Source organism: Roseibium album (assembly GCF_965233825.1).
In the GTDB taxonomy this organism is placed as follows: Bacteria; Pseudomonadota; Alphaproteobacteria; order Rhizobiales; family Stappiaceae; genus Roseibium; species Roseibium album.
The window spans coordinates 5,174,269-5,196,961 of the sequence record NZ_OZ247583.1; the positions used below are offsets into that span (position 1 = coordinate 5,174,269).

General features: G+C 56.6%; 24 protein-coding genes. 12 read left to right on the forward strand and 12 right to left on the reverse strand.

All coding sequences use genetic code 11. The features are described 5' to 3' along the window. Nucleotides 1-38 precede the first annotated feature (38 nt). Nucleotides 39-1,247: a vWA domain-containing protein gene (locus ACO6TI_RS23720; protein ID WP_235808757.1), complete on the forward strand. Its 1,209-nt coding sequence runs from the start codon at nt 39-41 to the stop codon at nt 1,245-1,247. A gap of 7 nt (nt 1,248-1,254) precedes the next feature. On the opposite strand, the gene ACO6TI_RS23725 is transcribed toward ACO6TI_RS23720, so the two are convergent. The 3 genes from ACO6TI_RS23725 to ACO6TI_RS23735 form a co-directional block, all read right to left on the reverse strand. Next, entirely contained in the window at nt 1,255-1,560 is a 306-nt protein-coding gene (locus ACO6TI_RS23725; RefSeq protein WP_055116144.1) for a PepSY domain-containing protein, read from the reverse strand. A 30-nt stretch (nt 1,561-1,590) separates the two neighbouring features. Continuing rightward, nucleotides 1,591-2,205, reverse strand: a complete 615-nt coding sequence (locus ACO6TI_RS23730) for a sulfite oxidase heme-binding subunit YedZ (RefSeq protein ID WP_282046180.1) — start codon at nt 2,203-2,205, stop codon at nt 1,591-1,593. 265 nt (nt 2,206-2,470) lie between these two features. Then, on the reverse strand, nt 2,471-2,992 hold the full coding sequence (locus tag ACO6TI_RS23735) for a L,D-transpeptidase (RefSeq protein WP_055116146.1): 522 nt from the start codon (nt 2,990-2,992) through the stop codon (nt 2,471-2,473). 321 nt (nt 2,993-3,313) lie between these two features. Here ACO6TI_RS23735 and ACO6TI_RS23740 point away from each other — a divergent pair, with 321 nt between their 5' ends. Beyond that, entirely contained in the window at nt 3,314-3,928 is a 615-nt protein-coding gene (locus ACO6TI_RS23740; RefSeq protein ID WP_055116882.1) for a YceI family protein, read from the forward strand. An 89-nt stretch (nt 3,929-4,017) separates the two neighbouring features. On the opposite strand, the gene ACO6TI_RS23745 is transcribed toward ACO6TI_RS23740, so the two are convergent. Continuing rightward, nucleotides 4,018-5,121, reverse strand: a complete 1,104-nt coding sequence (locus ACO6TI_RS23745) for a branched-chain amino acid ABC transporter substrate-binding protein (RefSeq protein ID WP_422383492.1) — start codon at nt 5,119-5,121, stop codon at nt 4,018-4,020. 214 nt (nt 5,122-5,335) lie between these two features. Between ACO6TI_RS23745 and ACO6TI_RS23750 the strand changes: the two genes are divergently transcribed. From ACO6TI_RS23750 to ACO6TI_RS23765, 4 genes are all read left to right on the forward strand, one after another. Then, a complete protein-coding gene (locus ACO6TI_RS23750; protein WP_029061613.1) occupies nt 5,336-5,854 on the forward strand; it encodes a flavin reductase in 519 nt (172 codons plus the stop codon). A 50-nt stretch (nt 5,855-5,904) separates the two neighbouring features. Beyond that, on the forward strand, nt 5,905-6,909 hold the full coding sequence (locus ACO6TI_RS23755; protein ID WP_055116148.1) for a P1 family peptidase: 1,005 nt from the start codon (nt 5,905-5,907) through the stop codon (nt 6,907-6,909). Nucleotides 6,910-6,973: 64 nt separating this feature from the next. After that, a complete protein-coding gene (locus ACO6TI_RS23760; protein WP_422383493.1) occupies nt 6,974-7,489 on the forward strand; it encodes a DUF3833 family protein in 516 nt (171 codons plus the stop codon). 97 nt (nt 7,490-7,586) lie between these two features. Beyond that, nucleotides 7,587-9,071: a transglycosylase SLT domain-containing protein gene (locus tag ACO6TI_RS23765; RefSeq protein WP_422383494.1), complete on the forward strand. Its 1,485-nt coding sequence runs from the start codon at nt 7,587-7,589 to the stop codon at nt 9,069-9,071. Between the two features lie 9 nt (nt 9,072-9,080). On the opposite strand, the gene ACO6TI_RS23770 is transcribed toward ACO6TI_RS23765, so the two are convergent. Continuing rightward, nucleotides 9,081-9,662 (reverse strand): NAD(P)H-dependent oxidoreductase, encoded by a 582-nt coding sequence (locus tag ACO6TI_RS23770; RefSeq protein WP_104702361.1) that lies wholly within the window; start codon nt 9,660-9,662, stop codon nt 9,081-9,083. Between the two features lie 119 nt (nt 9,663-9,781). Between ACO6TI_RS23770 and ACO6TI_RS23775 the strand changes: the two genes are divergently transcribed. Next, nucleotides 9,782-10,399 (forward strand): TetR/AcrR family transcriptional regulator, encoded by a 618-nt coding sequence (locus ACO6TI_RS23775; RefSeq protein ID WP_422383495.1) that lies wholly within the window; start codon nt 9,782-9,784, stop codon nt 10,397-10,399. 11 nt (nt 10,400-10,410) lie between these two features. Here ACO6TI_RS23775 and ACO6TI_RS23780 read toward each other — a convergent pair whose 3' ends face one another. Next, nucleotides 10,411-10,896 carry a YcgN family cysteine cluster protein gene (locus tag ACO6TI_RS23780; protein ID WP_055116158.1) on the reverse strand — a complete coding sequence of 162 codons (486 nt, stop codon included), beginning with the start codon at nt 10,894-10,896 and terminating at the stop codon, nt 10,411-10,413. A 299-nt stretch (nt 10,897-11,195) separates the two neighbouring features. On the opposite strand from ACO6TI_RS23780, the gene ACO6TI_RS23785 reads away from it, so the two are divergent. The 3 genes from ACO6TI_RS23785 to ACO6TI_RS23795 all read left to right on the forward strand — a co-directional run bounded on the left by ACO6TI_RS23785 (nt 11,196) and on the right by ACO6TI_RS23795 (nt 14,553). Then, a complete protein-coding gene (locus tag ACO6TI_RS23785; protein ID WP_082442454.1) occupies nt 11,196-13,310 on the forward strand; it encodes a PBP1A family penicillin-binding protein in 2,115 nt (704 codons plus the stop codon). Nucleotides 13,311-13,408: 98 nt separating this feature from the next. Then, entirely contained in the window at nt 13,409-13,996 is a 588-nt protein-coding gene (locus ACO6TI_RS23790) for a DUF1214 domain-containing protein (RefSeq protein ID WP_209003505.1), read from the forward strand. After that, nucleotides 13,993-14,553, forward strand: a complete 561-nt coding sequence (locus ACO6TI_RS23795; RefSeq protein ID WP_055116164.1) for a DUF1254 domain-containing protein — start codon at nt 13,993-13,995, stop codon at nt 14,551-14,553. Before ACO6TI_RS23790 ends, ACO6TI_RS23795 begins: the two co-directional genes overlap by 4 nt. Nucleotides 14,554-14,584: 31 nt before the next feature. Here ACO6TI_RS23795 and ACO6TI_RS23800 read toward each other — a convergent pair whose 3' ends face one another. The 3 genes from ACO6TI_RS23800 to ACO6TI_RS23810 all read right to left on the reverse strand — a co-directional run bounded on the left by ACO6TI_RS23800 (nt 14,585) and on the right by ACO6TI_RS23810 (nt 17,476). Then, a complete protein-coding gene (locus ACO6TI_RS23800) occupies nt 14,585-16,156 on the reverse strand; it encodes a tetratricopeptide repeat-containing sulfotransferase family protein (protein ID WP_082442412.1) in 1,572 nt (523 codons plus the stop codon). Nucleotides 16,157-16,326: 170 nt separating this feature from the next. Further along, on the reverse strand, nt 16,327-17,190 hold the full coding sequence (locus ACO6TI_RS23805) for a hypothetical protein (RefSeq protein WP_422383496.1): 864 nt from the start codon (nt 17,188-17,190) through the stop codon (nt 16,327-16,329). 76 nt (nt 17,191-17,266) lie between these two features. Then, on the reverse strand, nt 17,267-17,476 hold the full coding sequence (locus ACO6TI_RS23810; protein ID WP_082442413.1) for a hypothetical protein: 210 nt from the start codon (nt 17,474-17,476) through the stop codon (nt 17,267-17,269). A 354-nt stretch (nt 17,477-17,830) separates the two neighbouring features. Here ACO6TI_RS23810 and ACO6TI_RS23815 point away from each other — a divergent pair, with 354 nt between their 5' ends. Beyond that, nucleotides 17,831-18,835, forward strand: a complete 1,005-nt coding sequence (locus ACO6TI_RS23815; RefSeq protein WP_196876730.1) for a DUF2336 domain-containing protein — start codon at nt 17,831-17,833, stop codon at nt 18,833-18,835. 17 nt (nt 18,836-18,852) lie between these two features. Here the strand turns inward: ACO6TI_RS23815 and ACO6TI_RS23820 are convergent, their stop codons facing one another. The 3 genes from ACO6TI_RS23820 to ACO6TI_RS23830 all read right to left on the reverse strand — a co-directional run bounded on the left by ACO6TI_RS23820 (nt 18,853) and on the right by ACO6TI_RS23830 (nt 21,688). Continuing rightward, the gene (locus tag ACO6TI_RS23820) at nt 18,853-19,236 is read right to left on the reverse strand and encodes a DUF1491 family protein (RefSeq protein ID WP_196900609.1); all 384 of its coding nucleotides are present in this window, start codon (nt 19,234-19,236) and stop codon (nt 18,853-18,855) included. Between the two features lie 83 nt (nt 19,237-19,319). Further along, entirely contained in the window at nt 19,320-20,018 is a 699-nt protein-coding gene (locus ACO6TI_RS23825) for a peptidoglycan-binding domain-containing protein (RefSeq protein WP_422383497.1), read from the reverse strand. A 59-nt stretch (nt 20,019-20,077) separates the two neighbouring features. Then, nucleotides 20,078-21,688 (reverse strand): sensor histidine kinase, encoded by a 1,611-nt coding sequence (locus tag ACO6TI_RS23830; RefSeq protein ID WP_422383498.1) that lies wholly within the window; start codon nt 21,686-21,688, stop codon nt 20,078-20,080. A gap of 460 nt (nt 21,689-22,148) precedes the next feature. Here ACO6TI_RS23830 and ACO6TI_RS23835 point away from each other — a divergent pair, with 460 nt between their 5' ends. Next, nucleotides 22,149-22,601: a DUF5330 domain-containing protein gene (locus ACO6TI_RS23835; RefSeq protein ID WP_422383499.1), complete on the forward strand. Its 453-nt coding sequence runs from the start codon at nt 22,149-22,151 to the stop codon at nt 22,599-22,601. Nucleotides 22,602-22,693: the final 92 nt, after the last annotated feature.

Consider the following 22,693-nt stretch of genomic DNA (forward strand, 5'->3'; position numbering starts at 1 on the left):
GGCTCCTTGCAATGGGCCGGGGCAACGGGGAGGCTCACTTGCAGGCTCCCGCTGAACTGCGTTCGCGCATAACCGACAACATCGTCTATTTCGCCCGTACCTTGCGCAAGGCCGGCGTCCCGGTTGGTCCGGCGTCGGTCGTGGACGCGGTCAGTGCTGTTGAGGTCTCCGGCATTGAAAACCGTGACGATCTTTACTGGACACTGCATTCCGTATTTGTCCGCAAACGTGAGCACCGCGTCCTGTTCGACGAAGCTTTCCGGATTTATTGGCAAAGCCGCGGGCTGATCGAAAAGATGCTCGCCATCCTCTCTCCGGTTGCACCACCACGCGGCGCACCGGAAAAACCGAAAGCAGGCCAGACCCGCGTGTCCCAGGCCTTTCAGGCTGCCAAGGATCGCGTGGCGCAAGAAACAGTCCCCGAGGTCGAGGTCGATGCCAAATTCACGGTGTCCGGCAAGGAATTGTTGCAGAACAAGGACTTTGCCCAGATGACGGCGGAGGAAGTCGCAGCGGCAAAACGCGCCCTGCGCTCAATGGCCTTGCCTATGGACAAGATCCGCTTGCGGCGCCTTGCTTCTGCGCCGAAAGGACGGATCGATCCCCGGCGAACATTGCGAGCCTCCATGCGCGCGGGTGGTGCCATCATCGATCTCAAACATCGCAAGCCGGCTGAAAAACGCCCGCCGCTTGTTGCGCTTTGCGACATTTCCGGATCCATGAGCCAGTATTCCCGCCTGCTTCTGCACTTTTTGCATGGCATGACGGCGGAACGGCGCGATGTACATACATTCCTGTTTGGCACGCGATTGACCAATGTCACCCGGCAGTTGCGCATGAAAGACCCGGATGAAGCGCTGGAGGCATGTTCTGAAGGCGTGGAAGACTGGTCGGGCGGCACCCGAATAGCTTCGGCGCTGCATGATTTCAACAAACACTGGTCGCGCAGGGTTCTGTCCGGCAAGCCTACTGTTCTGCTGATCACCGACGGTCTCGAGCGGGACACGGATGAGGATCTGGAACGGGAAATGGACCGCCTGCACAGGTCATGCCGGCACCTTGTCTGGCTCAATCCCCTGCTTCGTTTCGAGGGCTTTGAAGCCAAGGCCAAGGGTATCCGGGCAATGCTGCCGCATGTCGACGAGTTTCGTGCAGCTCATTCCCTCGATGCGGTTGCCGATCTCGCCGAGGCTCTCGCCGGCAACCGGAACATCTCAACAAGATTGGAGCCGAAGAAGTGGCTTTAACCCGGTTTCAGCTCTCTTTTCGATAGAGAATTGTGCCGCGCTGGTTGATCAGCAGGACTTCACCCGACACGGGATGCACATAGACCTCGACCCGCTGTCCTTCCGGAGTGGTTCCATAGACCTCCCAGCAGCCGCCGTCCTCTTTCATCCTGCGAACCTGCCAGCCGTCGGACGTCAGTTTCTCGGTGACTTGTGTCTCCGTGAGCCAGGCCGACTTTTCCGTCGCCTCGCACTCGAACATCCCGGTTGCGCACGCAGGAAATGTGAAGATGCAGGTCAGCAGTGAAGTGGCCGTGTGAAACGTGAGGTTCATGACTTCGTCCTTTCAAATTGGAAATGCATCTCAGGCAGGGGCTGCAGTTGAACCGGAACCGAAAACCCGGCTGATCCGGTAGGTTTCCAGCAGCGCCAGCGGCACGAAGTGCACAAGGGCCGGGCCGAATTCATTGTGCACGAACATCCAGTGAAGAAGCGTCGCCACGGCAGCCAGGTAACCAAAGCGCTGCAACGGTTTCCAGAACCGGCCAAGCCTGCGCACGGAAGCGTCGTTTGATGTCACTGCCATTGGGACAAAAATGAAAAAGGCCAGCCAGCCGGTCCAGATGCCGAACGCGAGGAATTCGCCAAGGACGGCCTGCAATGATCCCATGTCGATGAGATATAAAACGGTATGAAAGGCCGCATAGGCAAAAGCCGCGACGCCGAAATAGCGTCTGCGGCGAACCATCCAGAACCAGAAACCGTTTTTTGGAAACATCAGACGGAACGGAGAAATGATCATCGAAATGATCATGAATCGCGCCGCGAACTCGCCGGTTGGATGCAATAGAAATTCGGTCGCCGGGCGCCCGTCCTCGGAAACTGCGCCGTTGGCAAGCGCCAGGATCATCGGAATGGACGGGATCGCCAGCAGCGTCCAAAGGAAAATCCTTGAATTCAGTACGGTTTTGAAAATCACTGCCCTGCTCCGCAAGTTCAAAAACCCAAACTGGGATTTAGCGAAACTTTACCGCACAACTGTCGCAGAGATGTGCCGGATCGATGGTGAGTTTGTCGCAAGATGTAACGGAGGGGTTTTCAAGGCAAAAGACCCCACCGGTTTCGCGTTGGGGCACTGAAACCGGCAAGGTCATTCTGTGGGCCGGAAAGGGCCCGGCTTCAAGATAGTTTCAAACTTTCGAAACTAAATGCGGCAAGCTGTCCCTGCGACAGCCTGGCCAAGCTCAAGGCAGCGCGACCACCGGTGTTCTGACGCCCACTCTTTGAAACAAGTCCTCAATATCATTGTTTGCCATGCGGATGCAGCCATAGGAAACCGCCCGGCCTATCGACCCGGGTCTGTTGGTTCCATGAATGGCGTAGTTCCCGTTTGACAGGGTCATCGCAGCAGCACCCATCGGATTGTTGTGTGCGCCGCCCCGGATCACGTCGGGCAGATGCGGAAAGTCACGGCGCACTTCAGGGGACGGCGACCAGTCCGGCTCGATGTATTTCGCGGTGATGAGCGCCTGTCCTGTCCATGCCTTGCGGGGTTTGCCAACAGCGACCCGATACCGAATAGCACGCTTGCCACGCAACACGAGGTAGAGGCGTTTTTCGGAATTTCTGATGACGATCGTACCTGGCCTGAACCTGTTGTCGGAAAATCCGACAAGTTCGGCGGCGGCCGCGGACGGATGAAAGCCGTTCAACGAAACCAACAGCACAAGCAACACTGCAAGCCGGCAACAAGAGAATAGACGCATGACACTTCCCAGGTTTTCCGGGAATTTATCGCGTTCGGTCCCTTGAAAGAACTGCGGAGCCGCTATTTTCTTACCGAAGGGTTAACGCGGAACTCCGTGTTCACGTGCCGTTCAATCACCCGACATCCGCAAACCAGGTGTTCGAACGCAACGTAGACGAAAGGTGGTCAGGGCATTGCTTGTGACGGACGTCACTGGGCATCAGCGCCTGGAATGCCAAAATTCGCAAGGTCAATGGCCGAGGAAGCAAGGACTTGAAGAGCCCGACGTCGGAGCTTCCAAACGCCAGATTGCCCTGTGATCCTTGAAAGGAACCAAGAAATGTCGTCCATTCGCTCCTCAAACACCATTCTTGCGGGCCGTCTTCCCGGAATTTTGACTGTTCTTGCATTCGTTGTTGCGCTCGTTGCTCCGATGCAACCGGCCGGCGCGGGCCCGATTTCGGGAACCTACACGCTCTCACCGGCCAATATCGACACAGGGTTTACCGTGCGTGTTCTTGGTGGACGTTCAGTGAAAGGCGCCTTCAAGAAAGTGTCCGGCAAGATGATCCTTGATCAGAACAGGCCGGAAAAAAGCCGTGTCAATGTCACCATCGATCTGTCAAGCGTTCAGACCAACAACGACAAGGTGACGGGCTTCCTGAAAAGTTCGGCCATGTTCAATGTTGCAAAGTATCCGGTCGCCAGTTTCCAGAGCACCCGGATCCGTATTACCGGGAAAAACTCGGCGGAAGTGGAAGGTGTCCTGTCCCTGCGCGGCAAGACGAAACGCACCAAACTTGAGGTCACGATCACCGGAACCAAAGGCAACGGCCGCGTCGGTTTCGAGGTCTCCGGCGGTTTTTTCCGCAGCTTTTACGGTATGGAAGCCGGTTTGCCGATTTATGCCGACAAGGTGAACCTGAAGATCAAAGGCACGGGACGCCGCGGCTGACGAGTTTCACACGCTTCCCGAACAAAGAGCGCGCAAGCCCGGGGCTGCGCGCTCTTTGTTCGACGTGTTCAATGCAGGACCGATTTGTGTCACCGTACCCTGGGCGCGCCGTCTCGCCATTCATAAATCACGAAACCAGGTGTGTTGCTGTCGCCTCTCTCGTCAAATCGCACCTCTCCGAGGATCGTGTCGAAAACGTCGTTGGAAAGTGTTTCCGCGATCGCATCCATGCCCGTTTCCCCTGCCCTGTTTGCCGCCTGGGCCCAAGCCTGGACAGCGGCATAGGTCGTCAGCGCATAGCGGTCCGCCGGTTTGCCGGCCTCTTCAAGAGTTGCAACGACGGCAGTCGTCCCGGGAAAATCGCGCGGGTCAACCGGATAGGTCAGCAGGGTACCGTTTCCAGCGGCACCGGCAACCGCGATAAATTCGTCCGCCATTAGCGCATCTCCGGACACCAGCACAGCATCCAGTGCCTGCCGAACCATCTCCAGCTTGATCAGCCCGGCTTCCGGGTGGTAGCCGCCGAGATAAACCACACCGACATTTTCCAGACCAAGTTGCGAAACGAGATAACGGTAGTCATCTTCCCCGGCATCGAAACCGAGCGAAATGCTCTCGGATTTGCCGAGATAGTTGATCGTGGCTTTCACCGCATCGCTCAGTCCCTTGCCATAGGCGGTCTTGTCATGAAGGATAGCAATCCGGGCATCACCAAAATTGTCGACAAGAAAACGCCCGGCAACGTCTGCTTGCTGATCGTCCCTCGGCGCCAGTCGGAAAACACCTGGTCCGGGACGTTCGTCTGTAAACTTCGGCAACGTGGTTGCTGGCGAAATCTGGACGATCCCCGCATCCGCATAGACTTCGCTGGCAGGGATGGACGCGTTGAAGCAGAAATGCCCGGCAACGAAGACGACACCCCTGCCGATGAGCTGATTGGCAACTGCGACAGCCTTGTCGGCATCGCAGCCGTCATCCGCTATTTCAAGGACGAGCTGTTCTCCATTGACACCGCCGGCCGCATTGATGTCCGCCACCGCCTGTTCGGCGCCGGCCCGCATCTGCGCACCAAGATCGCGGAATTGTCCATCCATCGGACCGGCAATTGCAATCGGGATATCAGGGTATGCCGAGCCCGAATAAACACTACCGGCAAGAAAAAGTGCACCGGTCGCAAATTGACGAAATGTCATCCGGATCTCCAGGACGTTGAATACCACATGACCATCCCTACCGCCGGACGTCGGAAATCTCAATCCACGGTAGACAAGTCAGGTGAAGGAAGAAACGTGTCACACAAAACTATCCGCCGGTTTTTCCTAGGCACGGCAGGACCGGCTGATTAAACTCCGGCAACACACTCAGAACCAGCTGATTCAGCCGCAGCCTGCCTTGGGAGCAGAACCTATGCCAACGCAAGACCCGGAACCAAGCCGGCTGCCACTCGACACAACGAGCTTTCGGGAAGCCATGAGCCGCATCGCGGCCGCGGTCCACGTGGTAACGACGGACGGCCCCGGCGGACGGCAAGGTGCGACTGTTTCCGCAGCCTGCTCGGTAAGTGACGATCCGGCAAGCATTCTGATCTGCCTCAACAGGCAGACCCGGATGCACAGTGCCGTTCTGAAGAACCGCTGTTTCTGCCTGAACACCCTGACCCACGATCATCAGGAAATCTCGGATACCTTTGCCGGCCGGTTCGATCTGGAGATACCGGATCGCTTTGTAAAGGGCGAATGGACCAATCTGGCGACCGGCTGTCCGGCGCTGGACAGTGCAAGGCTCAGTGTCGATTGCGATATCTACTCGGTTTCCGAAATGGGAACGCATTCGATCATTGTCGGTACGGTAGTCGACCTGCGCATGACCGATCCGGGCAAATCGCTGCTTTATGTTCGCCGCGGCTACAAAAGCCTCGACACCTGACCGGCGACGGCCCAAACTGCGCTTGCCTCTCACTCCCGGAACAATTCTTCATGCCAGGTGCCCGCAATCTCATCACTGACGTCCCAGGCCTGAAGGTCGGCAACGCGACCGACACGGAGCTTAAGTCCGGGGCGACCGTTCTCGTACCAGAGGAACCAGCCGTAGCCTCCGTTGCCATTCATGGCGGAGCCCCTGGAACGCGAGAAATCGCGTTGCTCGAACCCGAGCAGACGGTCGAGAAAATCGATGCCATCGTATTGGCAGGCGGATCCGCCTTCGGTCTTGACGCAGGCGCCGGCGTCCAGGGACGACTGGCGGAGTTGGGATACGGTTTTGCCGTTGGACCGGTCCGTGTGCCCATCGTGCCGACAGCCATCCTGTTCGACCTGCTGAATGGCGGCGACAAGAGCTGGGGCCAGGCAGCGCCCTATCGCGACCTGGGTCGCTCCGCGCTCGACGCGATGTCATATGATTTCGCTCTCGGATCAATCGGTGCGGGAACTGGCGCAACCACTGCCAATCTCAAGGGCGGCTTGGGATCCGCCTCACAGGTTCTCGACAACGGTGTCACTGTCGGAGCGATCGTGGCGGTCAACGCGCTCGGCCGCGCCACAATAGGCGACAGTGCTCATTTCTGGGCCGCTCCCTTTGAAGTCGGCGGAGAATTCGGCGGCCGCGGACTTGCAAACCCGTTCCCGCAGGACGCAGTTGAGGTGCGCACCAAGCTGGATGCGCTGAAAGCGGGTGCAAACACGACGATAGCGGCAGTCGCAACCGATGCCGTTCTGACCAAGGGCGAAGCGAAACGGCTTGCCGTCATGGCTCATGACGGACTGGCCCGGGCTTTGTGGCCTGCTCATACTCCTTTGGATGGTGATCTGGTGTTTGCGCTTTCCACAGGTCAACGCGGGCTGGAGAGCGGATTGGAAGACATGGTCCGGCTGGGTGCCGCTGCCGCATCCTGTCTGGCGCGTGCAATCGCCAGGGGGATCTACAACGCCTCCCCCGCTGAAGGCGATCCCGTGCCCACCTGGCATCAGAAATTCGACACCTGAATAAATCCGATCGAAGGAAAGCAACGTATTCTGCGCAGGTCGAATGATCAAAGGTCCTGCTTAGATGACATCGTTGCGAAATGCTCTCGTTTGTTCCCTTCTCGTGCTTGCATCGACAGCATCGCCCGCTCTGGCGGGGCAGCTTGTGCTCGAGGAATTCTTTCGCGGCAAGACGGTTGGAAAAGGCGTTTTTGAAAGCAAGATCGCTGGTGTCTATCGTCCCTTCACTGTTTACCTCAAGGGCACATGGAATGCGCGCACCTTCACACTTCGTCTTCGCGAGGACTTTGTTTACGAGGATGGCGAAAGAGATACCAAGACCTGGTTCTTTCAAAAGGTAGCCAACGGACGCTACATCGGTCAACGCGCCGACGTGATTGCCCCGTCAAATGTGAGAACCGACGGGAACGGCGCGCTAAGATTTTCCTATGTCGCGGAACTGGAAACGGAAAATGGTCCGCTTCTTCTGAAATTCGACGACACACTGACACAAATTGACCGGAGAACGGTGCGGAACACCGCCAGGGTCATGAAGGCAGGGTTTACGATCGGCACTGTCGACCTGACTTTCAAAAAATAACTCTACGGAAACAAAGCCCTCTACATTCACACTTGAAAGAAAGCGGGTAGCCCGCATAACATCCCAAAGCATTTTTTGTTTTCGGGGTTTTCAGGCAATGATTTTTACAAGAACTATCGCGGCACGCGCACAGAATATACTTGCACTTCTGTTCATATTGCCGGCCATCCTTGTGAATGCAAGCGCTTTCGCTGACGACACACAACTGGCTGAATCGCTCGAGGCAACATTGACCGAACGGTTCAACGGCGACTTCGAAGCAATTCTCGAACGCGGCTACCTTCGGGTCCTCATTCCGTTTTCGAAAACGGGTTTTTTCATCGACAAGGGTGTTCAAAGGGGCAGTTCCGTTGACCTGATGACGGAACTCGGGAAGCACCTAGATGAATTGCACGGCAAGAAAGTTGCAGACTTCGAAATCGTGTTGATCCCGACGCCACGCGAAAAACTCTTCTCAAATCTTGCCGATGGCCGAGGCGACATGGCAGTCGGCAACCTGACGATTACCGAGGAGCGCCGGAAACTGGTCAGTTTTTCAACACCGCTTCTGAAAGACGTCCATGAAGTTCCGGTAACACTCGACAGCGAGCCGGAACTAACCGCACCTAAAGATCTTTCCGGGCGCAAGATATATGTCCGAAAGTCGGCTTCCTACTATCAAAGTCTGGAAGCCCTGAACCGGAAATGGGCCCGCGATGGTACAAAGACCATGCAAATCGCGCTCGCGGACGACCGTTTTGAAGATGAAGATATTCTGGAAATGGTCGCCGCAGGAACGGTTCCGATGACGATCGTCGACCAACACAAGGCGGAGCTGTGGCTGGAAGTTCTGGAGGGTCTCAAGCTGCACCCCAAGGCTGCGATACGCACGGATGGTGAAATTGCAATTGCAGTTCGAAGCGATGCTCCCACGCTTCTTGCAGAAATCAACGGATTTGCTGCGACGGTGAAGAAAGGGACCCTGCTCGGCAATCTGATTTTCAAGAAGTATCTCCAGGAAGCCGACTACCTCAGGAACATGCGTGACGAGAGCTACCAAGCCGATCTGGAGAAATTCACCGAATTGTTCGAGAGATACGGAGAAGAATACAAATTCGACTGGCTGTTGATCGCGGCGCAGAGTTTCCAGGAATCCAGATTCGATCCCAAGGCCCACAGCCGGGCCGGTGCGGTCGGTCTCATGCAGATCAAGCCTTCAACCGCAGAAGGAGATCCCATCAACATCAGGGGGATTGCGGCAGATACCGACAAGAACGTCCATGCAGGCGTGAAATACCTGCGTCACATTGCAGACCAGTATTTTGCTGACCTTGCCGGCGACCAGGCCGACCAGACCTTTTTTGCGCTTGCAGCTTACAACGCAGGACCCAGTCGCTTTGAAAAGTTGCGCAAACAGGCAGAAAAACAGGGTTATGACCCTGATAAATGGTTTGGCAATGTGGAGTGGATTGTTGCCGCCAAAATTGGCCGGCAGCCGATTGAGTATGTTGGCAATATCTATCAGTATTATGTCGTGTTCCACAACATAAGGAAGCACCAGGAGGCCGGTGCCGCCGCGGAGAAAGCGACGGCAACGAAATAGTCCAGCCGGTCAGGCGGCCCTGCGGCCGAGATGGCCAGCGCGGGACAGCATTTTTGTCCGCTCTGCATCGTCCGATCCATGGATCGGCGAGAACACGTGATAACCCTTTGGCTTGAAACCGCAAAAAGCCAGGATCTGCTTTTCGGTCTGTTTCCTGATACCGGCGCCGTATATCCACTTGAAGATCCATCCGGGGGTATCAGCCGTGACAAGCACCTCGGCCGAGCGCCCCTTGAGGAGCTTTTCCGGAATGGTTTTGCCTTTCACATACTTGAACGCCTTTCCAGAAAGCAGCACCCGGTCAAACAGTCCCTTCAGCTTGGCGGGATGCCCGCCCCACCAGAGGGGGTGAACGATCACGATGTGCTCGCACCATGTGATGTCTTCCCAAAATGCCTGCAGGTCAGGCTCCAGTTGCGGGCCTTGGTCGAAATCCGATGTGCCATAGTCGGGATTGAAGTCCAGCTTTGACAGGTGCCGGACACGAACCTCATGTCCTTTTGTTCCGGCTTCCCGCGAATATTCTTCCGCCAGAGCACTGCAGAAGGATCCGTTCGCAGGATGTCCGTCGAGAACCAGTATGCGTGTCATCTTCTCACTCTCTTGTTGAATGGCTTTTGCCGACATAAAAATTGACCACGGTCATTTTTTGACACTATTATGCTCCAAGGTCAAGAATTATTTGACCGCGGTCATTTTTATGAGGTCACATGACACGCAAACCCCAGCAACGCAGCATCGCCACCCGTGCCCGAGTACTTCAGGCTGCAAGGGAATTGAGCGATAGGCATGGCCTGGAACTGGTGACCGCCGAGGCTGTTGCCACACAAGCAGGTGTCGCCAAAGGAACCGTTTTTTCCCATTTCGGCGATATGGACGGTTTGTTGTCATATGTGCTGCGGGACAGGCTCGAGGCCCTGCGGACGGGGCCGGAAACAGAGGCCAGTCAGCAACTCGACCTATCGGATCCGGTCGGTTTGCTCCTCCTGCGAATGATGGCGTTGATTTCGGTGATCACAGACAGTCCCACGATCCTGCGTCTGTTCCTGGACAATATCGGAGTGACCAAGCCGAATTGCGCGGTTGAATTCGTTGAGACGCTGGATGCCCTCGATGCCGAACTGGCTACTTTCCTCGAAATATGGCAAGGCTCGAAAGCCCTTTCACCGGCACTGCGCAAGGACAGGACCCCGGAAGAAATGGTGGACGGCTTAATTGCCTTCATGATCCATGGTGCAATCCTGCTGAAAAGTCATCAGATGACGGATCGTTCGGAACTTGAAGCCAGACTGCGCCGGCATGTTGAGGCTTTTCTGCTGACAGGCTGAAGGACGGGTTATCAATCCCCACCGGGAAGTTCACCGGGCCACGTCACGACATGATATTCATATTGGTCAAGTTCCATACCGTCCTCAGGAACGGTTTTCCCTCGCACGGAAATGCCGGCCTGATGCACAGTGTCGCTTTCACCGGAAACCAGGGGGTGCCACCAGTATAGATCCAGTCCTTCACGGACCAGTCGATAGGCACAGGTTGGCGGCAGCCAGGTCAGCGTTCTCACTTCTCCCGGTGTCAGCTGAATGCAATCCGGCACGGTAGCTGCCCTGTTTTCGTAGTCGACGCAGCGGCAGCTGTCACCGTCCAGAAGGGTGCAGGCGACATTGGTCCAGACGATCTCGCCGGTGTCCCAGTCTTCCAGCTTGTTCAGGCAACAGCGTGCGCATCCGTCGCAAAGAGATTCCCACTCCCTGGTCGACATGTCGTCCAGCGATTTCGTTTTCCAGAACGGTGCAGTTTCTTCATTATTGTTGGACACAATGGTCATGGGCCTGCCTGGATGAGTGGGGTTGGCCTGTTGCGCCTATCACGCAAAGACCGGCACGGCAACACGGATCCATGTGACCACGATGCGCCCCCTCGCTTCTGCCAACGGGATCAATAATCTGGGAGCAGTTGTTGATGCCCCTGGAGACCGGTTTTCACGCCGTTCAAAAAGAGCTAGTTTGATTGTATTGCACCTGATCCGGAGATCCTGTTCGCGTGGCACAAGAACAGCATTCAAATAAAACCGCCAACAATGGCGCGCCGCACAAGACGCACAGGATCCGGCGTTTTTTTCTGTCGATGGACGCCTTTGTGGATACCGCGCTGTGGAAAAGCGGGTCTGCCCTTCGCCGGTTGTTTGAAGGCTACGATGCCTTTTTGCGCCGGTTTCGCGCAAAAGGAATATGGCGCGGGCTCGCCGAGCTTTCATCTGACGGTCTGACTTTCGGCCTTGGTGGTTTCATCATTGTCCTCGCTTTTGCCCAACCGGCCTTTGAAGCGACCCGCTATGCCGACTGGAAGACGACAGACGACTTTGCAGTCACGTTCCAGGACCGGTTCGGCAAGGAAATCGGGCGAAGAGGCATCGTGCTGAACGACAGCGTTCCGCTTGAGGAAATTCCCGATTCACTCATCAAGGCGACGCTCGCAACTGAAGATCGGCGTTTCTTCAACCATTTCGGCATCGACGGCGTCGGCACATTCCGGGCCATGGTCGAAAACGCCAGGGCCGGCGGTGTCGTCCAGGGCGGTTCAACCCTGACACAGCAGCTCGCGAAAAACCTTTTTCTGACCAACGAGCGCAGTCTGAGCCGCAAAATCAAGGAGGCTTACCTTGCCCTATGGCTGGAGGCCAATCTCACCAAACAGGAAATCCTGAAGCTTTATCTCGACAGGGCCTACATGGGCGGCGGCGTCTTCGGTGTAACTGCGGCGTCCGAATTCTATTTCAACAAGAATGTCCGTGAACTGACACTGGCAGAAAGCGCCATGCTGGCCGGGCTTTACAAGGCGCCTACAAAATTTGCACCGCATATCAATCTGCCGGCAGCGCGCGCACGGGCCAACGAAGTGCTCACGAACATGGTGCAGGCGGAATTGCTGACTGAAGGTCAGGTCATCGGTGCACGTCGCAATCCGGCGCTCGCGGTTGACCGCTCCCAGGATCAACTGCCTGAATACTTCCTCGACTGGGGACTGGAAGAAGTCAAGAAACTCGCCAGGAGGCATCCGGCTCTGGCGCGCGACAGGATCGTGACCGTGCGCACGACACTCGATCCGGCCCTTCAGCGGCAGGCAGATCTCGCGGTTGAAACAATCTTGCGCGAAAACGGCAAGTTGCGAGATGCGGGCGAAGCGGCCCTGGTCTCGATGATACCGGACGGTGCGGTCGTGGCCATGGTCGGAGGCCGCTCTTACGGACAAAGCCAGTTCAACCGGGCCGTCAACGCGCTTCGCCAGCCCGGCTCCTCTTTCAAGCCGTTTGTCTATATGACTGCTTTTCTCAATGGCTACACGCCAGAAAGCATCGTCCCCGACCGTCCCGTCTGGATCGGCAACTGGTCTCCGAAGAACTACACGCGCAGCTATCGCGGCCCCGTAAGCCTGCGGACGGCGCTGACAAAATCCATAAATACGATACCCGTGCGGCTATCGCTCGATTTCGGCCGCGACAAGATCATCGAAACCGCCTATGCGATGGGCTTGACCCATGAGCTGGAAAACTCCATTTCCCTGCCGATCGGTTCATCGGAAGTCACGGCGATCGACATGGCCTCCGCCTATTCGACATTCGCAAACGGTGGTTACGCCGCGCCGGCCTACGCCATTCTGGAAGTGCGCAACAGCGACGGAAAACTGCTCTACCGGCGGGAACGGGATGAAGCTTTCGAGCCCAAGAGAGTGTTGCCGGAAGAACAGGTTCACATGATGAACAGCATCCTCGTAAATGTCGTCGAGGCAGGAACGGCCAGGCGTGCACGGATTGACGGCGTGGTCGCGGCTGGAAAGACAGGAACGACCAACGCCTATCGGGACGCATGGTTTGTTGGCTACACCGGAAATTTCTCGACAGCCGTGTGGGTCGGAAACGATGACTTTACCTCCACCAGACGGGTGACAGGTGGAAGCCTTCCGGCAATGACCTGGCAGCTCTACATGAACTACGCTCACAACGGGATCGAGCTTGCCAAGATGCCGGGCGTCGATCCAGAAACTCTCCCTCGCCTGTCCCGGCCATCTGCGGCAAAACAGGCGGAATCGACAACTGTTTTCTCGCAACCACGTGTCTTGAAGCGGCGCACGCAGGGACTGCTTCTTCGCATCGGTCGGGAGCTGAGGCAATTGATCGAAAAGGAAAACGCCAGGGCTGATAGCGGCGAACCGGCCCCAACCGATTTCGCGGCCGCCCGATGAACGGCACCACTTTGCCCTCTCAGGAAACACATTTCGGCGAAGCGGACTGGCAAAAACAGGATTTGCCCCGAGCCATTCGACCTCATCGGAGCCATCCATTGAGGACGCTGTCATTCCTGACTTTGATCGTGGTACTTGCGTCGCTTCTGGGCATCGGCTCGGCCTACATCATGATCGAGCGCGAACAGCCATTGAACGCCGTTACAATCGGATCCTGGCGGGCCTATCCGAAAGCCGGAACGGCGGAAGCCGACCCGTATTCGGTTGCAATCTATACGAGGGGCGCTGTCGTTCCGCTGGCTTCAGGTGAAGGACTGGCACTGGTCGCCCGCGAAGACAGGTCGGGGCATTTGCTCGATCCAACCTGTATCTACCGGATTTCCGGCCAAACGCCCACGGCAAGACTTTGGACGATGACGGCAACGGACGGTGACGGACACCTGGTGGAGACCCGTCCCGGCAGGGTCCATCTCGACAGCCAGAACCTGTTACGCAATCCGGACGGGTCCTTTGAAATCAACGCGGCCAGCGAACCGCATTCGGGAAACTGGTTGCCGCTAGCCGCCAGCGCAAATGCCAGTGATGGCATGCGCTTCGTGTTACGGCTGTATGATGCTCCGGTCACGACCGGTGCTGCACTGGACGGCATTACACTGCCGGTGATTGAAAGATTGGGGTGCCCATGACGCTGTCCCCGCGTTTTTCAATCACGCTTGCTGTGTTTTCCGTTCTCTTTCTCGCAACGATCGTCCACATACTGGTTGTGATGGGAATTCCGCTGAATGTGCAGCACAGCGCCTATGACAACATCGCGACCTATGGACCAGACCGGGAATTCAACCTGCTTCCCGACGTCCGTCCACAGCAGGAAGCTCTCCCCGATCTTGATCCGGCCATGAAACATGCCACCTGCCGGTTTCAGCTCGCCGACGGGCCAGTCCTCTTCGATGCCAGTATTCCAACATCCTTCTGGTCGATAGGATTGTTCAATTCGGCCGGAGAAGCCGTCTACAGCCTGAACAACCGCACAGCAGGTGCCGAACGACTGTCCATGCTGGTCCTGACACCCGCTCAGTTGTCGATCCTGCGGGAAAATCCGCCGGAAAACCTGGAAGATCTTATCGTTATCGAAACGGCTGATATCAGCGGTTTTGCGCTCCTGCGGGCACATGTGCCTCATCCATCCAGGGCAAACGCTCTCGATCAGGCACTGCTGTCCGCCACCTGCGGAACGATCGGATAACCCGGGCGGGGCGTCTGCAAATCCGGAACGATCAAACTTGCGGTGCCAGCGGACCAAGCGCGTCAAGCAGGTCCCTGTAATGCGCTTCCTTGCCTTGCCATCTTCCCAGCGATGACCTGAAGATCGGCCGGCGCACCTGCGTGTTGGAAAATGTCGTTACCGGGCTTTCACTTTTGTAGAACTCAAGACAACCGTCTTCCCAGTCAAGTCCGGCATGCGATAGCAGAACTTCGCTCTCACTGCGTTGGTTGTCGACAAGCGTTTCGTAGGTCAGCGTGTGAAGATTGACCGGAACCACGTTCTCCCAATGCTCCATCAAGGAGGCATAGGTGCGGTAGTAGCGCCCGACCGTATCCTGGGTCAGGGCATAGTTGTGAGCCGGCGAAAGCGGATGCGACAGCAATGAAATGCAGGTATCGGCCGGAGACCTGTAGCAATGGACGAACGCTGCCTTGGGAAACAGCACACTCATCAGCCAGAGCATTTCATAATTGTGAGGCATCTTGTCGGTAACTCGGTCTGCTCGCCTGTCGACACTGTCCAGCACCTCCAGATATTTGCGGGCAATGCGCTTGAATTCCTTTGGCTCCATGCTCTTCAGACGGTTTTCCAGGGCTGCGCTCGGCTTTCCTTTCAAACCGATATCCTCCTGCAAATGCCTGAAAAACTGGATTTCACCACCGCTTGAAGCGCGGGAATGGCAACTAACAATCTGCTCCACCAGCGTGGTGCCGGACCTCGGCAGTCCAAAGATGAAGACGGGCTTGTCGGAGGTATTTGCCAAATCCGCCCGGCTCGAGAAAAACTCTTCGTTGAAGACGTCCTTCATGAACGCAATTCGATCTTCATAGGCAGCGGGATCAAATGGCGGATAGTGCAGCGTCCGTGCCTTTTGATAATGCTCCAGGCCACGGGAAGTGTCACCGATGTCGTGATAGATTTTCCCTGCTGCCCAGTGCAGATTGGCCTGTTCGGGCCCCGGACGGGGGACACCGTCATTCGTGAGCGCCTCGATCTGGTCAAGCTCTGCGGGCTTTTCCTTGAAGGTCTTTGCAAGGCTGAGGCATTGAAACGCAGTCGGCAGTTCCTTCTTGCAGGCGATCGCCTTTTCAAACCACTCGATTGCCGCATCGATATTCCCGATCGTCACCTCCAGTTGGCCCATTCCCACCAGGCCGTACCCGTTCTCCGGGTCCAGCTTCAGGGCGCGCAGGTAGCTTTGACGCGACAGAACGGCTTGCCTCCTGGCCCTGTAGAGGTCGCCGAGTTGTGCGTGAAAATCAGCTTCCTTGGGCGCTAGCGACACAGCCTTCTTGAGCGATGATTGTGCACCCTCAAGATCTCCCGCATTCATCAGAGCCAGACCGAGGAGCTGATGCACCTGCGGATGCTTCGCTGCTTTGCGCGCGGCAATCTGCAGCCGCTCGATGGCAAGGCCGATCTTGCCTTCCTGGTAAGCTGCAATACCGAGCGAAAAATTTGCCTGCGGATTACGGGGGTCGAGGCGCAGGACCTCCTCGAACATGTTCAGGGCTATGGGAATACGTCCAGCGTGCTGGTGGCTAAGTGCTTCCTGTACAAGCTGCGTTACACCCGGGTTCATGAAAGCTCCTGAAACGTTCTGGGTCTGCAAAAAACAAGGGACGGACGTCGCGGGCAAAGGGTCTATCTGCCTCCACGCGGTCGCCTCACCCTGCAATACTGCCGCGCTCGCAAAAGTGCAATCACAGCCCGGTCTATTTTACCGTCGGATCAATGTCGAATTGCGTGAAATCACTTCTGAACGGGCGGCCGCTCGTTACCCCAACCCGTGTAGATCCGGGACTTCTTGGCCGGCTTGTCCTGACCATAGCGATTGTTCGCCTCACAGCTGGCTTCTGCAAGGCGAACCTGGCCCTCCAGTTCCCGGATGGCGTTGTTGACCTTCCAGACCCTGTCCTGACTCGGAGTTTCGATTTCCAGTCCCTTGAGGGCTTTCTTGTAGGCGATGATCCTGTAACGCAGTGCCTGACCGACCCATTTTATCATGACCCGGTTTTCCCAAACCCGTGCCTTGGCACCGTCATAGGTTTCCTCGGTGGTGACTTTCTGGTTTCTCAGAACTCTCAACCGCTCGTCGTCGGCTTTTTGCACGCGTAGCGCAACTTCACAAAAAGGCATGACCAGTGATGCGTCTCCGGTCGCGTCGGCAGCGATCTTGTCGTAGCGCGCATCGGATGACCGAAACTTGTCGGAACGCAGATAGATTAGATAGAGGTCAGGCGGCACCCGACCTTCTGTTTCCGGCAGGACCCGCGTACGTGACAATTCTACCATTGTCCCGCCGATCCAGTCCTTGGTCCATGGTGGACGGATCAGCGTCCACCCCCGGTCGCGGAGCAGTTTTTCATCATTCGTGTAATTGAATTTCGAAACGGGATCGCCCCGCAACCGTGCCGCATTTTCTCCGACAGCCGGCATAAGATCATCGTGAATGACCGACGGTCTTGCCCTGTCGAAATCGCCTGTTGGGCGTGTGCACGCAGCCAGTGCCAGAACGGACGTCAACAGGATGGCTCGAAACCACCCCCGATCGACTCCGAACCTCTGCCTTTCATCAAAGGCATGGCTTTTCTGAACCGCATTGCCATAGCCCATCGGGCGTGTCTCCAGACCGCAAACGCATTCGTTGTTCGGGCATTACGTCCCGAAGCGGCTGGAAAGGCTTGGACCGTCAGTCCTTGTCGGAACCAGCAGGTCCAGCTGCCTTACCGATGGTCGCGATTCGTGCGGCAAGATCAAGGTCGTGATGCTCGTAACGGACACCTGGAAAGAGGATAACCTCTCCAAAGCTCTCCCGGCTCTCTGATCGTTGCCGTTTTGATTGTTGACCCACACGCGCAGTGGGCCGTTGAGCGGACGAAAAATCCAACAAGGTGCCCATCGTCTCCTCCTTCGGTTCCAGTCGCCTCTCCGGCGTATTACCGGGAGGAAACGGTCAAACGGGCGACGCATTACTTCCTGCAAGCTCATTAAGAAGCTGTCAGGGTTAACAGCATGCTAACGCTTTTGCTGCAATTTGAAGGAAACAACTTTCGACGGTCGATCGGTCTTTCGTATTTTGTAGACGGGTGTCATGCGCCAAAGCCAACGATTCAATCCAAAAGAGCCGCCAGCAACAAAGGCGTCCCGCAGAAGGTCCGCGTCTCGTTCTGCCCGGCACATTTTGCTTTCTGCCACGGAGATCTTTGTCGGCCTTAGGAAGCATACCATTGAAGAAACAGGGATTTTTCTGGAATTGGCGCGAAACCTCCTGCCGGACACTCCCATTGAAGATCGTCGCGAAATTTCAAAACTTCTGTCTGGTCACGCCGAAATACCGGACGATCTGCAGGAGGTTCTCGCGCGCGATGACGATGCGCAGACCGCCGCTCCCGCGCTTCGCAACAGTCCCCGGCTTTCTGTGGATCTCCTCAAGGCACTTGCCAACAATGGCCCGGAGTTATCGAGACAGGCAATTGCCGAACGCCCGTCACTACGCGAATCGGTGATCGATGCCCTGTGTGACCACGCCGAGGCCAGCGTCATCAAAATTCTGCTTGGGCGCGATGACATCACGCTCAGCAAGACCCATCAGGCAAAACTCAGCCGAAGAAGCGAAATCGTCGCGACCCTCGGTCTGGAACTTGCCGGCAGGGATGCCCTTCATCCCGACGGCCTGATGGGTCAGTTCCTGCATCTGCCGGCACCCTTGAAAAAGCAGGCGATCGCCACAGCCGAAATGACCAGCCTCGTCAAACAGGCGCAGACACCAGGTGGAACAATGTCCCAGCGACCCGATATGAACCGTCTTCAGATCCAGGAAGCCCTGGTGAAAGCCGCGCTTGATCAAAACAGAACCAGTTTTGCCACGTTGCTGAGCCAATCCCTTGGTTTGTCGAGACAAACTTGCAACCTTCTGATGCACGAGGACCAGGGAGAAGGTCTCACAATCGCCCTCAAGGCGCTTGGTATGCCAGAGTTCGAGACGACAACAATCCTCATCAGGATGCTGGGCGAAAACACGCAACTCATCGATCTGCGCGGTCTCTTGAGAATGCACCGAACCCTTAGCAACGGAGCTGCGGAAGCGCTGGTCGGACAATGGCTTTTGCACGATCAGGGCAATCAGAGAACCGCAGCCCGCCATTCTTCTCAATATCAGGATGCTTCGGGCCGCAAGCTGCCGGTCAAGACGCCTCTGGCCGACCGTGGAGCGAATACCAGGAAAAAGGTACGTTTCGCAAAATCCAGCGAAGGCTGAACAGATTTTAAAACGTCCTAGATCCGGAAGACATCCGAACCGGGGACGTTTTTCTTCTCGTCTTCTTCGCGCGCGATTGGAAGGTCAATGTCACCGTTTCGGGCTTCGATTTCGACCAGCCAATAATCAGGATCCATGCGGGCTTCATTCTGCAATCGAATATCGATTGCAGATTTTTCGCATCGCGCGAGAACGCTTTCGAAGAGACGTCCCAGGGGCTGTTCGTGGAACATTGCCTGAGGCGCCGGCCCGTAGAGGTCGTAGGTTCCGTCAAGCCGGTCAACGCAGACAAAGACCGCACCGGCCTCCTCCGCACCACGCCTGGAAATTGCCGCAAAGCCCCCCTCCCCGAAAATTCGGCGAACAAGTGCGCTGACAAAGAATTCCGAAGTGACCCGCATCGCGTATCCGTTTCTGGTCAGGTTTAGCCACGACCGCAGGCCTGACTGCAGTCGGACTTAAGCCGTTTCGGAGGTCTTGGCAATTAGCCTGACAGGCTCCGGCCACTGATCATTTCCAGATTTTCGATTGTTTTCGAACCGGGCTCTCCGGTTAACGGCAGGCCACGGTCCAGCTCGAAACGCTTGATGGCAGCTGTCGTATTGGAACCCATGACACCATCAGCTTTCAGCGGCCCATAGCCAAGGTCTGCCAAGGCTTTCTGGATCCTCATGAGTTGCGGGTCGGCGTCGACATCGACATCCGAAGCGACCGGTATGTCTTGCACAGATGTGCCGGAAAAACCCGGCTTGGCGCGCGGGACCGGGACAAACGATTCGGCTGGTTCGTCGCCGTGCATCAGGATCAGGGCGAGCAGGCCTTCGTGAGCCTTGCCTGTTTCCGCTTGCCCCGCACGCCGCTCAAAGGCACGTATGGCGCGCTCGGTTGCAGGCCCGCTGAGCCCGTCGAGAGGTCCTTCGTAAAGACCTATCCTTCGAAGCGAAATCTGCAGGTCGAGCACAAGGGTCGAGATCTCCTGAACCTGCAAGCCGCTGCGCCGGTCATCAGGTTCGGGGACCCGCAGAGCATTCGGACGATCACGTGTCGCAAAGATCGGTGCCGGGTGGCGGCCGGGCTGCAGGCCTATTGCATTGGCAATGATCAGACAGGCCGTCAGCCCCATGACAACGGTGCCTCCTGCAGCAACAGGATTGTCCAACGCCAGGTGCCCGGCCTTCGCCATAAGCGTTTCTTGTGTTTTGGGCGGAGCCGCTTTTGTTTTTGATTTTGCCATCATGCCGCCTATGCCGTTCGCGCCAGCTGTCGAGCCGTCGCTGTGGCGCCGACCGTAGTACCACGCACGTTTCTTTCGAAGCGCACGGGTATTGCCACAACGACGCTCTCGCCTTGGCCAAGCGCCGACCGGAAATCGAGAACAGAACCTGATTGCGCAAGCAGATCCGACGCCTGCTCGAGCACGCCTTGCGATCCTTCCGAACTCCAGTTGGTGCTCGATTGACGGTTGACCGCTGTCAATATCAATTCCAGTCCGCTCTCGACCGGATTGACTGTAACCTTGACACTTCCACCAGCGCCCGTTGTCTCCACCATTTCAGAGAGTATCAGGTGAAGAGCCTGGCGAAATCTCTTCCGGTCGACAAGCGCGTTGGGAAGGTCCGGATCTGCATTTATCTCAATCCCGACCCTCAGCCGTTCGGCAATCGGATAGATGAGGTGGCTGCTGTGTCTGAGACAGTCGGCGACATCGACATTACAGAGATCCGTTGCCGCTCGTGCCGTCTCTCCCGGTACAAGGTCAAGAATTGCACTCAAGGACTCCGAACTGCGGTTTCCGGCAGACCTGATACGCTGCGCAGTCTGATGCAGACTGCCCTCTGACAAGGACTTGCCCCTGGTTTCCACCATCGTGGCAAGATCAACTATTTCGGACATTTGTGCCTGTACCGATGCACCGGCTTCCTCGATGATGTTCCAGCGAACGTTGCCACGTCGCCCCTTTTCGGTCCCGATCTCCGGATCGGCTGGCAGCGTTTTGTCCGCTTCCACGTCGCGAAGGGTGAAGACAACCATTCCGCTACCATCACAGCTGTCCTGTTCACCAGCAGGCTTCATCATCAGTTCGAAGCCACGATAGACCGCTTGACCGTTGTCACCCGGCCGGTTGTCTCCGATACGGAACCGAACCTGGAACAGGGAAGCTTCATGACCTTCCTTGGCGTCGGCAAGCCTGCTCAGAAAGCTGGGCCGATCAGCAACGTGAAGCCGATGGAACAGCCAATCAGCTTCGGTTTTCGACGGCACAAAACCCAGCACTTTCCGAACCGGGCCTCCGATGACCGACACACGGCCATCCTGAGCGATTTCACAGAAAATTTCGGAAATGTTGTCGCAAACACGTCGTCGTAGCGTCTCTGAAGCCGCAACTGCTGCGCGCGCACGCTTGCGGTCGAGCGATATTCTGACCGCCAGCATACCTGTATAGACCAGGGCCGCAGCGGTCGCGATCAGGCGTGTTTCCGGAGAAAGGACCATGAGTTGCGGCACATGGCTGCTGAAAATCGAAACGATCCCGAACAGGCCGCAGCACAATGCAGCAATACCGATTGTGACCCTTCTGCTTGACGCGAATGCCGCCTCAATCGGAGGAACAAGAAGCCAAAGCATCGCAAACGAACTGTCCCCGCCGGTCATCATGCAGATGGTGGCGACAAAGAAGGCAAACAGACCCGACGACGCGGCGATCGCCTTGTCCAGATCACCGGAGCGCGACAGGTAGTGCGCAATGGGCCATTGGCTCAGCATCCATGCCAGAACCAGGATCGTTGCGACATGAGGTGCGCCGGCAAGGGCAAGGTGCAACGGCAGAATGAACAGGGCCGCAGACCCGCTCAAGAAACAGCTTGTCAGAAACGAACGATGCAACGGTGCCGAAAAATTCTCGACCGCAGCCGAGGGGTGAATCATTCCGTCGACACGAGCCGCACAGAACTCCCAAAAATTATGTATTTTTTTCAGAAGGTTACGCACTCTACACTACCAAACGAATATCGCGGATACTTCCGCTCACAACTCCTGTTTGATCATTGTCGGCTCCAGCGCTTAACGAACGATAAAGGTTAAAACCAAACCGGGAAAAAAATGCGAAACCGGCCTGTTTTCAGGCACTTGCCGCAATATAGATAAAATTTGAATCAATATTTCAAAAAATTCGATTTAAATACCTGATTTATTTTATGAAAATTCGCTTCAAGCACTCAACTCGACATTCTCATGTGTCTGCTACGGTTCAACCATAACAAGCGTGCCGGGACAAAAATGGCACGCGGCATAGAACAGACTATGGGTAGCAAAAATGTTGTTTCTTCTGAGGACGGCCTTCTGGCTCACCTTGGTGCTGGTTCTGATTCCGCTTGGCTCGGATGACGAGAGCACAAACGAAAGGGCCGCGGACGTTGATCCGGTGTCGGCCTTCCTGGCCGCGCAGGCGACCATGTCAGATATCGGCGGCTTCTGCAGCCGAAACCCGCAGGCCTGCGAAACTGGCGGCAATGCCCTGAGCGTCATTGGCAGTCGGGCACAAGACGGCGCTCGCATCGTCTATGAGTTCCTCGACACGAAAATTGCGGATCGATCAGCGAATGAAACGCTGACAACCGGCTCCACCACTCCGGTCCGCCCCCTAGCTTCCGGCCGAGGTTCAAACGGCCAGGGGACTTTCAATCAGATTCAAGATCCGGGCTCCCAGGTGGAGACTGCCGGCGGGCCGGTTCCCCGGCCCAAACCACGCTCAGGTCAGGACACCTGAGCCGACAAGTCGTTGTTCGCAGATCGTTGCCTCTGGAACAACGGCTCTTTGCGCCCCGCTAGAGCGATGTTGCACATATGCAGCAACGACGG

Excerpts from the sequence above, each read along its gene's own strand:
- ACO6TI_RS23725 (WP_055116144.1), bottom strand. The coding sequence starts at position 1,560 with ATGAACCTCACGTTTCACACGGCCACTTCACTGCTGACCTGCATCTTC.
- ACO6TI_RS23735 (WP_055116146.1), bottom strand. The coding sequence starts at position 2,992 with ATGCGTCTATTCTCTTGTTGCCGGCTTGCAGTGTTGCTTGTGCTGTTG.
- ACO6TI_RS23740 (WP_055116882.1), top strand. The coding sequence starts at position 3,314 with ATGTCGTCCATTCGCTCCTCAAACACCATTCTTGCGGGCCGTCTTCCC.
- ACO6TI_RS23745 (WP_422383492.1), bottom strand. The coding sequence starts at position 5,121 with ATGACATTTCGTCAATTTGCGACCGGTGCACTTTTTCTTGCCGGTAGT.
- ACO6TI_RS23750 (WP_029061613.1), top strand. The coding sequence starts at position 5,336 with ATGCCAACGCAAGACCCGGAACCAAGCCGGCTGCCACTCGACACAACG.
- ACO6TI_RS23755 (WP_055116148.1), top strand. The coding sequence starts at position 5,905 with ATGCCAGGTGCCCGCAATCTCATCACTGACGTCCCAGGCCTGAAGGTC.
- ACO6TI_RS23760 (WP_422383493.1), top strand. The coding sequence starts at position 6,974 with ATGACATCGTTGCGAAATGCTCTCGTTTGTTCCCTTCTCGTGCTTGCA.
- ACO6TI_RS23765 (WP_422383494.1), top strand. The coding sequence starts at position 7,587 with ATGATTTTTACAAGAACTATCGCGGCACGCGCACAGAATATACTTGCA.
- ACO6TI_RS23770 (WP_104702361.1), bottom strand. The coding sequence starts at position 9,662 with ATGACACGCATACTGGTTCTCGACGGACATCCTGCGAACGGATCCTTC.
- ACO6TI_RS23775 (WP_422383495.1), top strand. The coding sequence starts at position 9,782 with ATGACACGCAAACCCCAGCAACGCAGCATCGCCACCCGTGCCCGAGTA.
- ACO6TI_RS23780 (WP_055116158.1), bottom strand. The coding sequence starts at position 10,896 with ATGACCATTGTGTCCAACAATAATGAAGAAACTGCACCGTTCTGGAAA.
- ACO6TI_RS23785 (WP_082442454.1), top strand. The coding sequence starts at position 11,196 with ATGGACGCCTTTGTGGATACCGCGCTGTGGAAAAGCGGGTCTGCCCTT.
- ACO6TI_RS23795 (WP_055116164.1), top strand. The coding sequence starts at position 13,993 with ATGACGCTGTCCCCGCGTTTTTCAATCACGCTTGCTGTGTTTTCCGTT.
- ACO6TI_RS23800 (WP_082442412.1), bottom strand. The coding sequence starts at position 16,156 with ATGAACCCGGGTGTAACGCAGCTTGTACAGGAAGCACTTAGCCACCAG.
- ACO6TI_RS23805 (WP_422383496.1), bottom strand. The coding sequence starts at position 17,190 with ATGGGCTATGGCAATGCGGTTCAGAAAAGCCATGCCTTTGATGAAAGG.
- ACO6TI_RS23810 (WP_082442413.1), bottom strand. The coding sequence starts at position 17,476 with ATGGGCACCTTGTTGGATTTTTCGTCCGCTCAACGGCCCACTGCGCGT.
- ACO6TI_RS23820 (WP_196900609.1), bottom strand. The coding sequence starts at position 19,236 with ATGCGGGTCACTTCGGAATTCTTTGTCAGCGCACTTGTTCGCCGAATT.
- ACO6TI_RS23825 (WP_422383497.1), bottom strand. The coding sequence starts at position 20,018 with ATGGCGAAGGCCGGGCACCTGGCGTTGGACAATCCTGTTGCTGCAGGA.
- ACO6TI_RS23835 (WP_422383499.1), top strand. The coding sequence starts at position 22,149 with ATGTTGTTTCTTCTGAGGACGGCCTTCTGGCTCACCTTGGTGCTGGTT.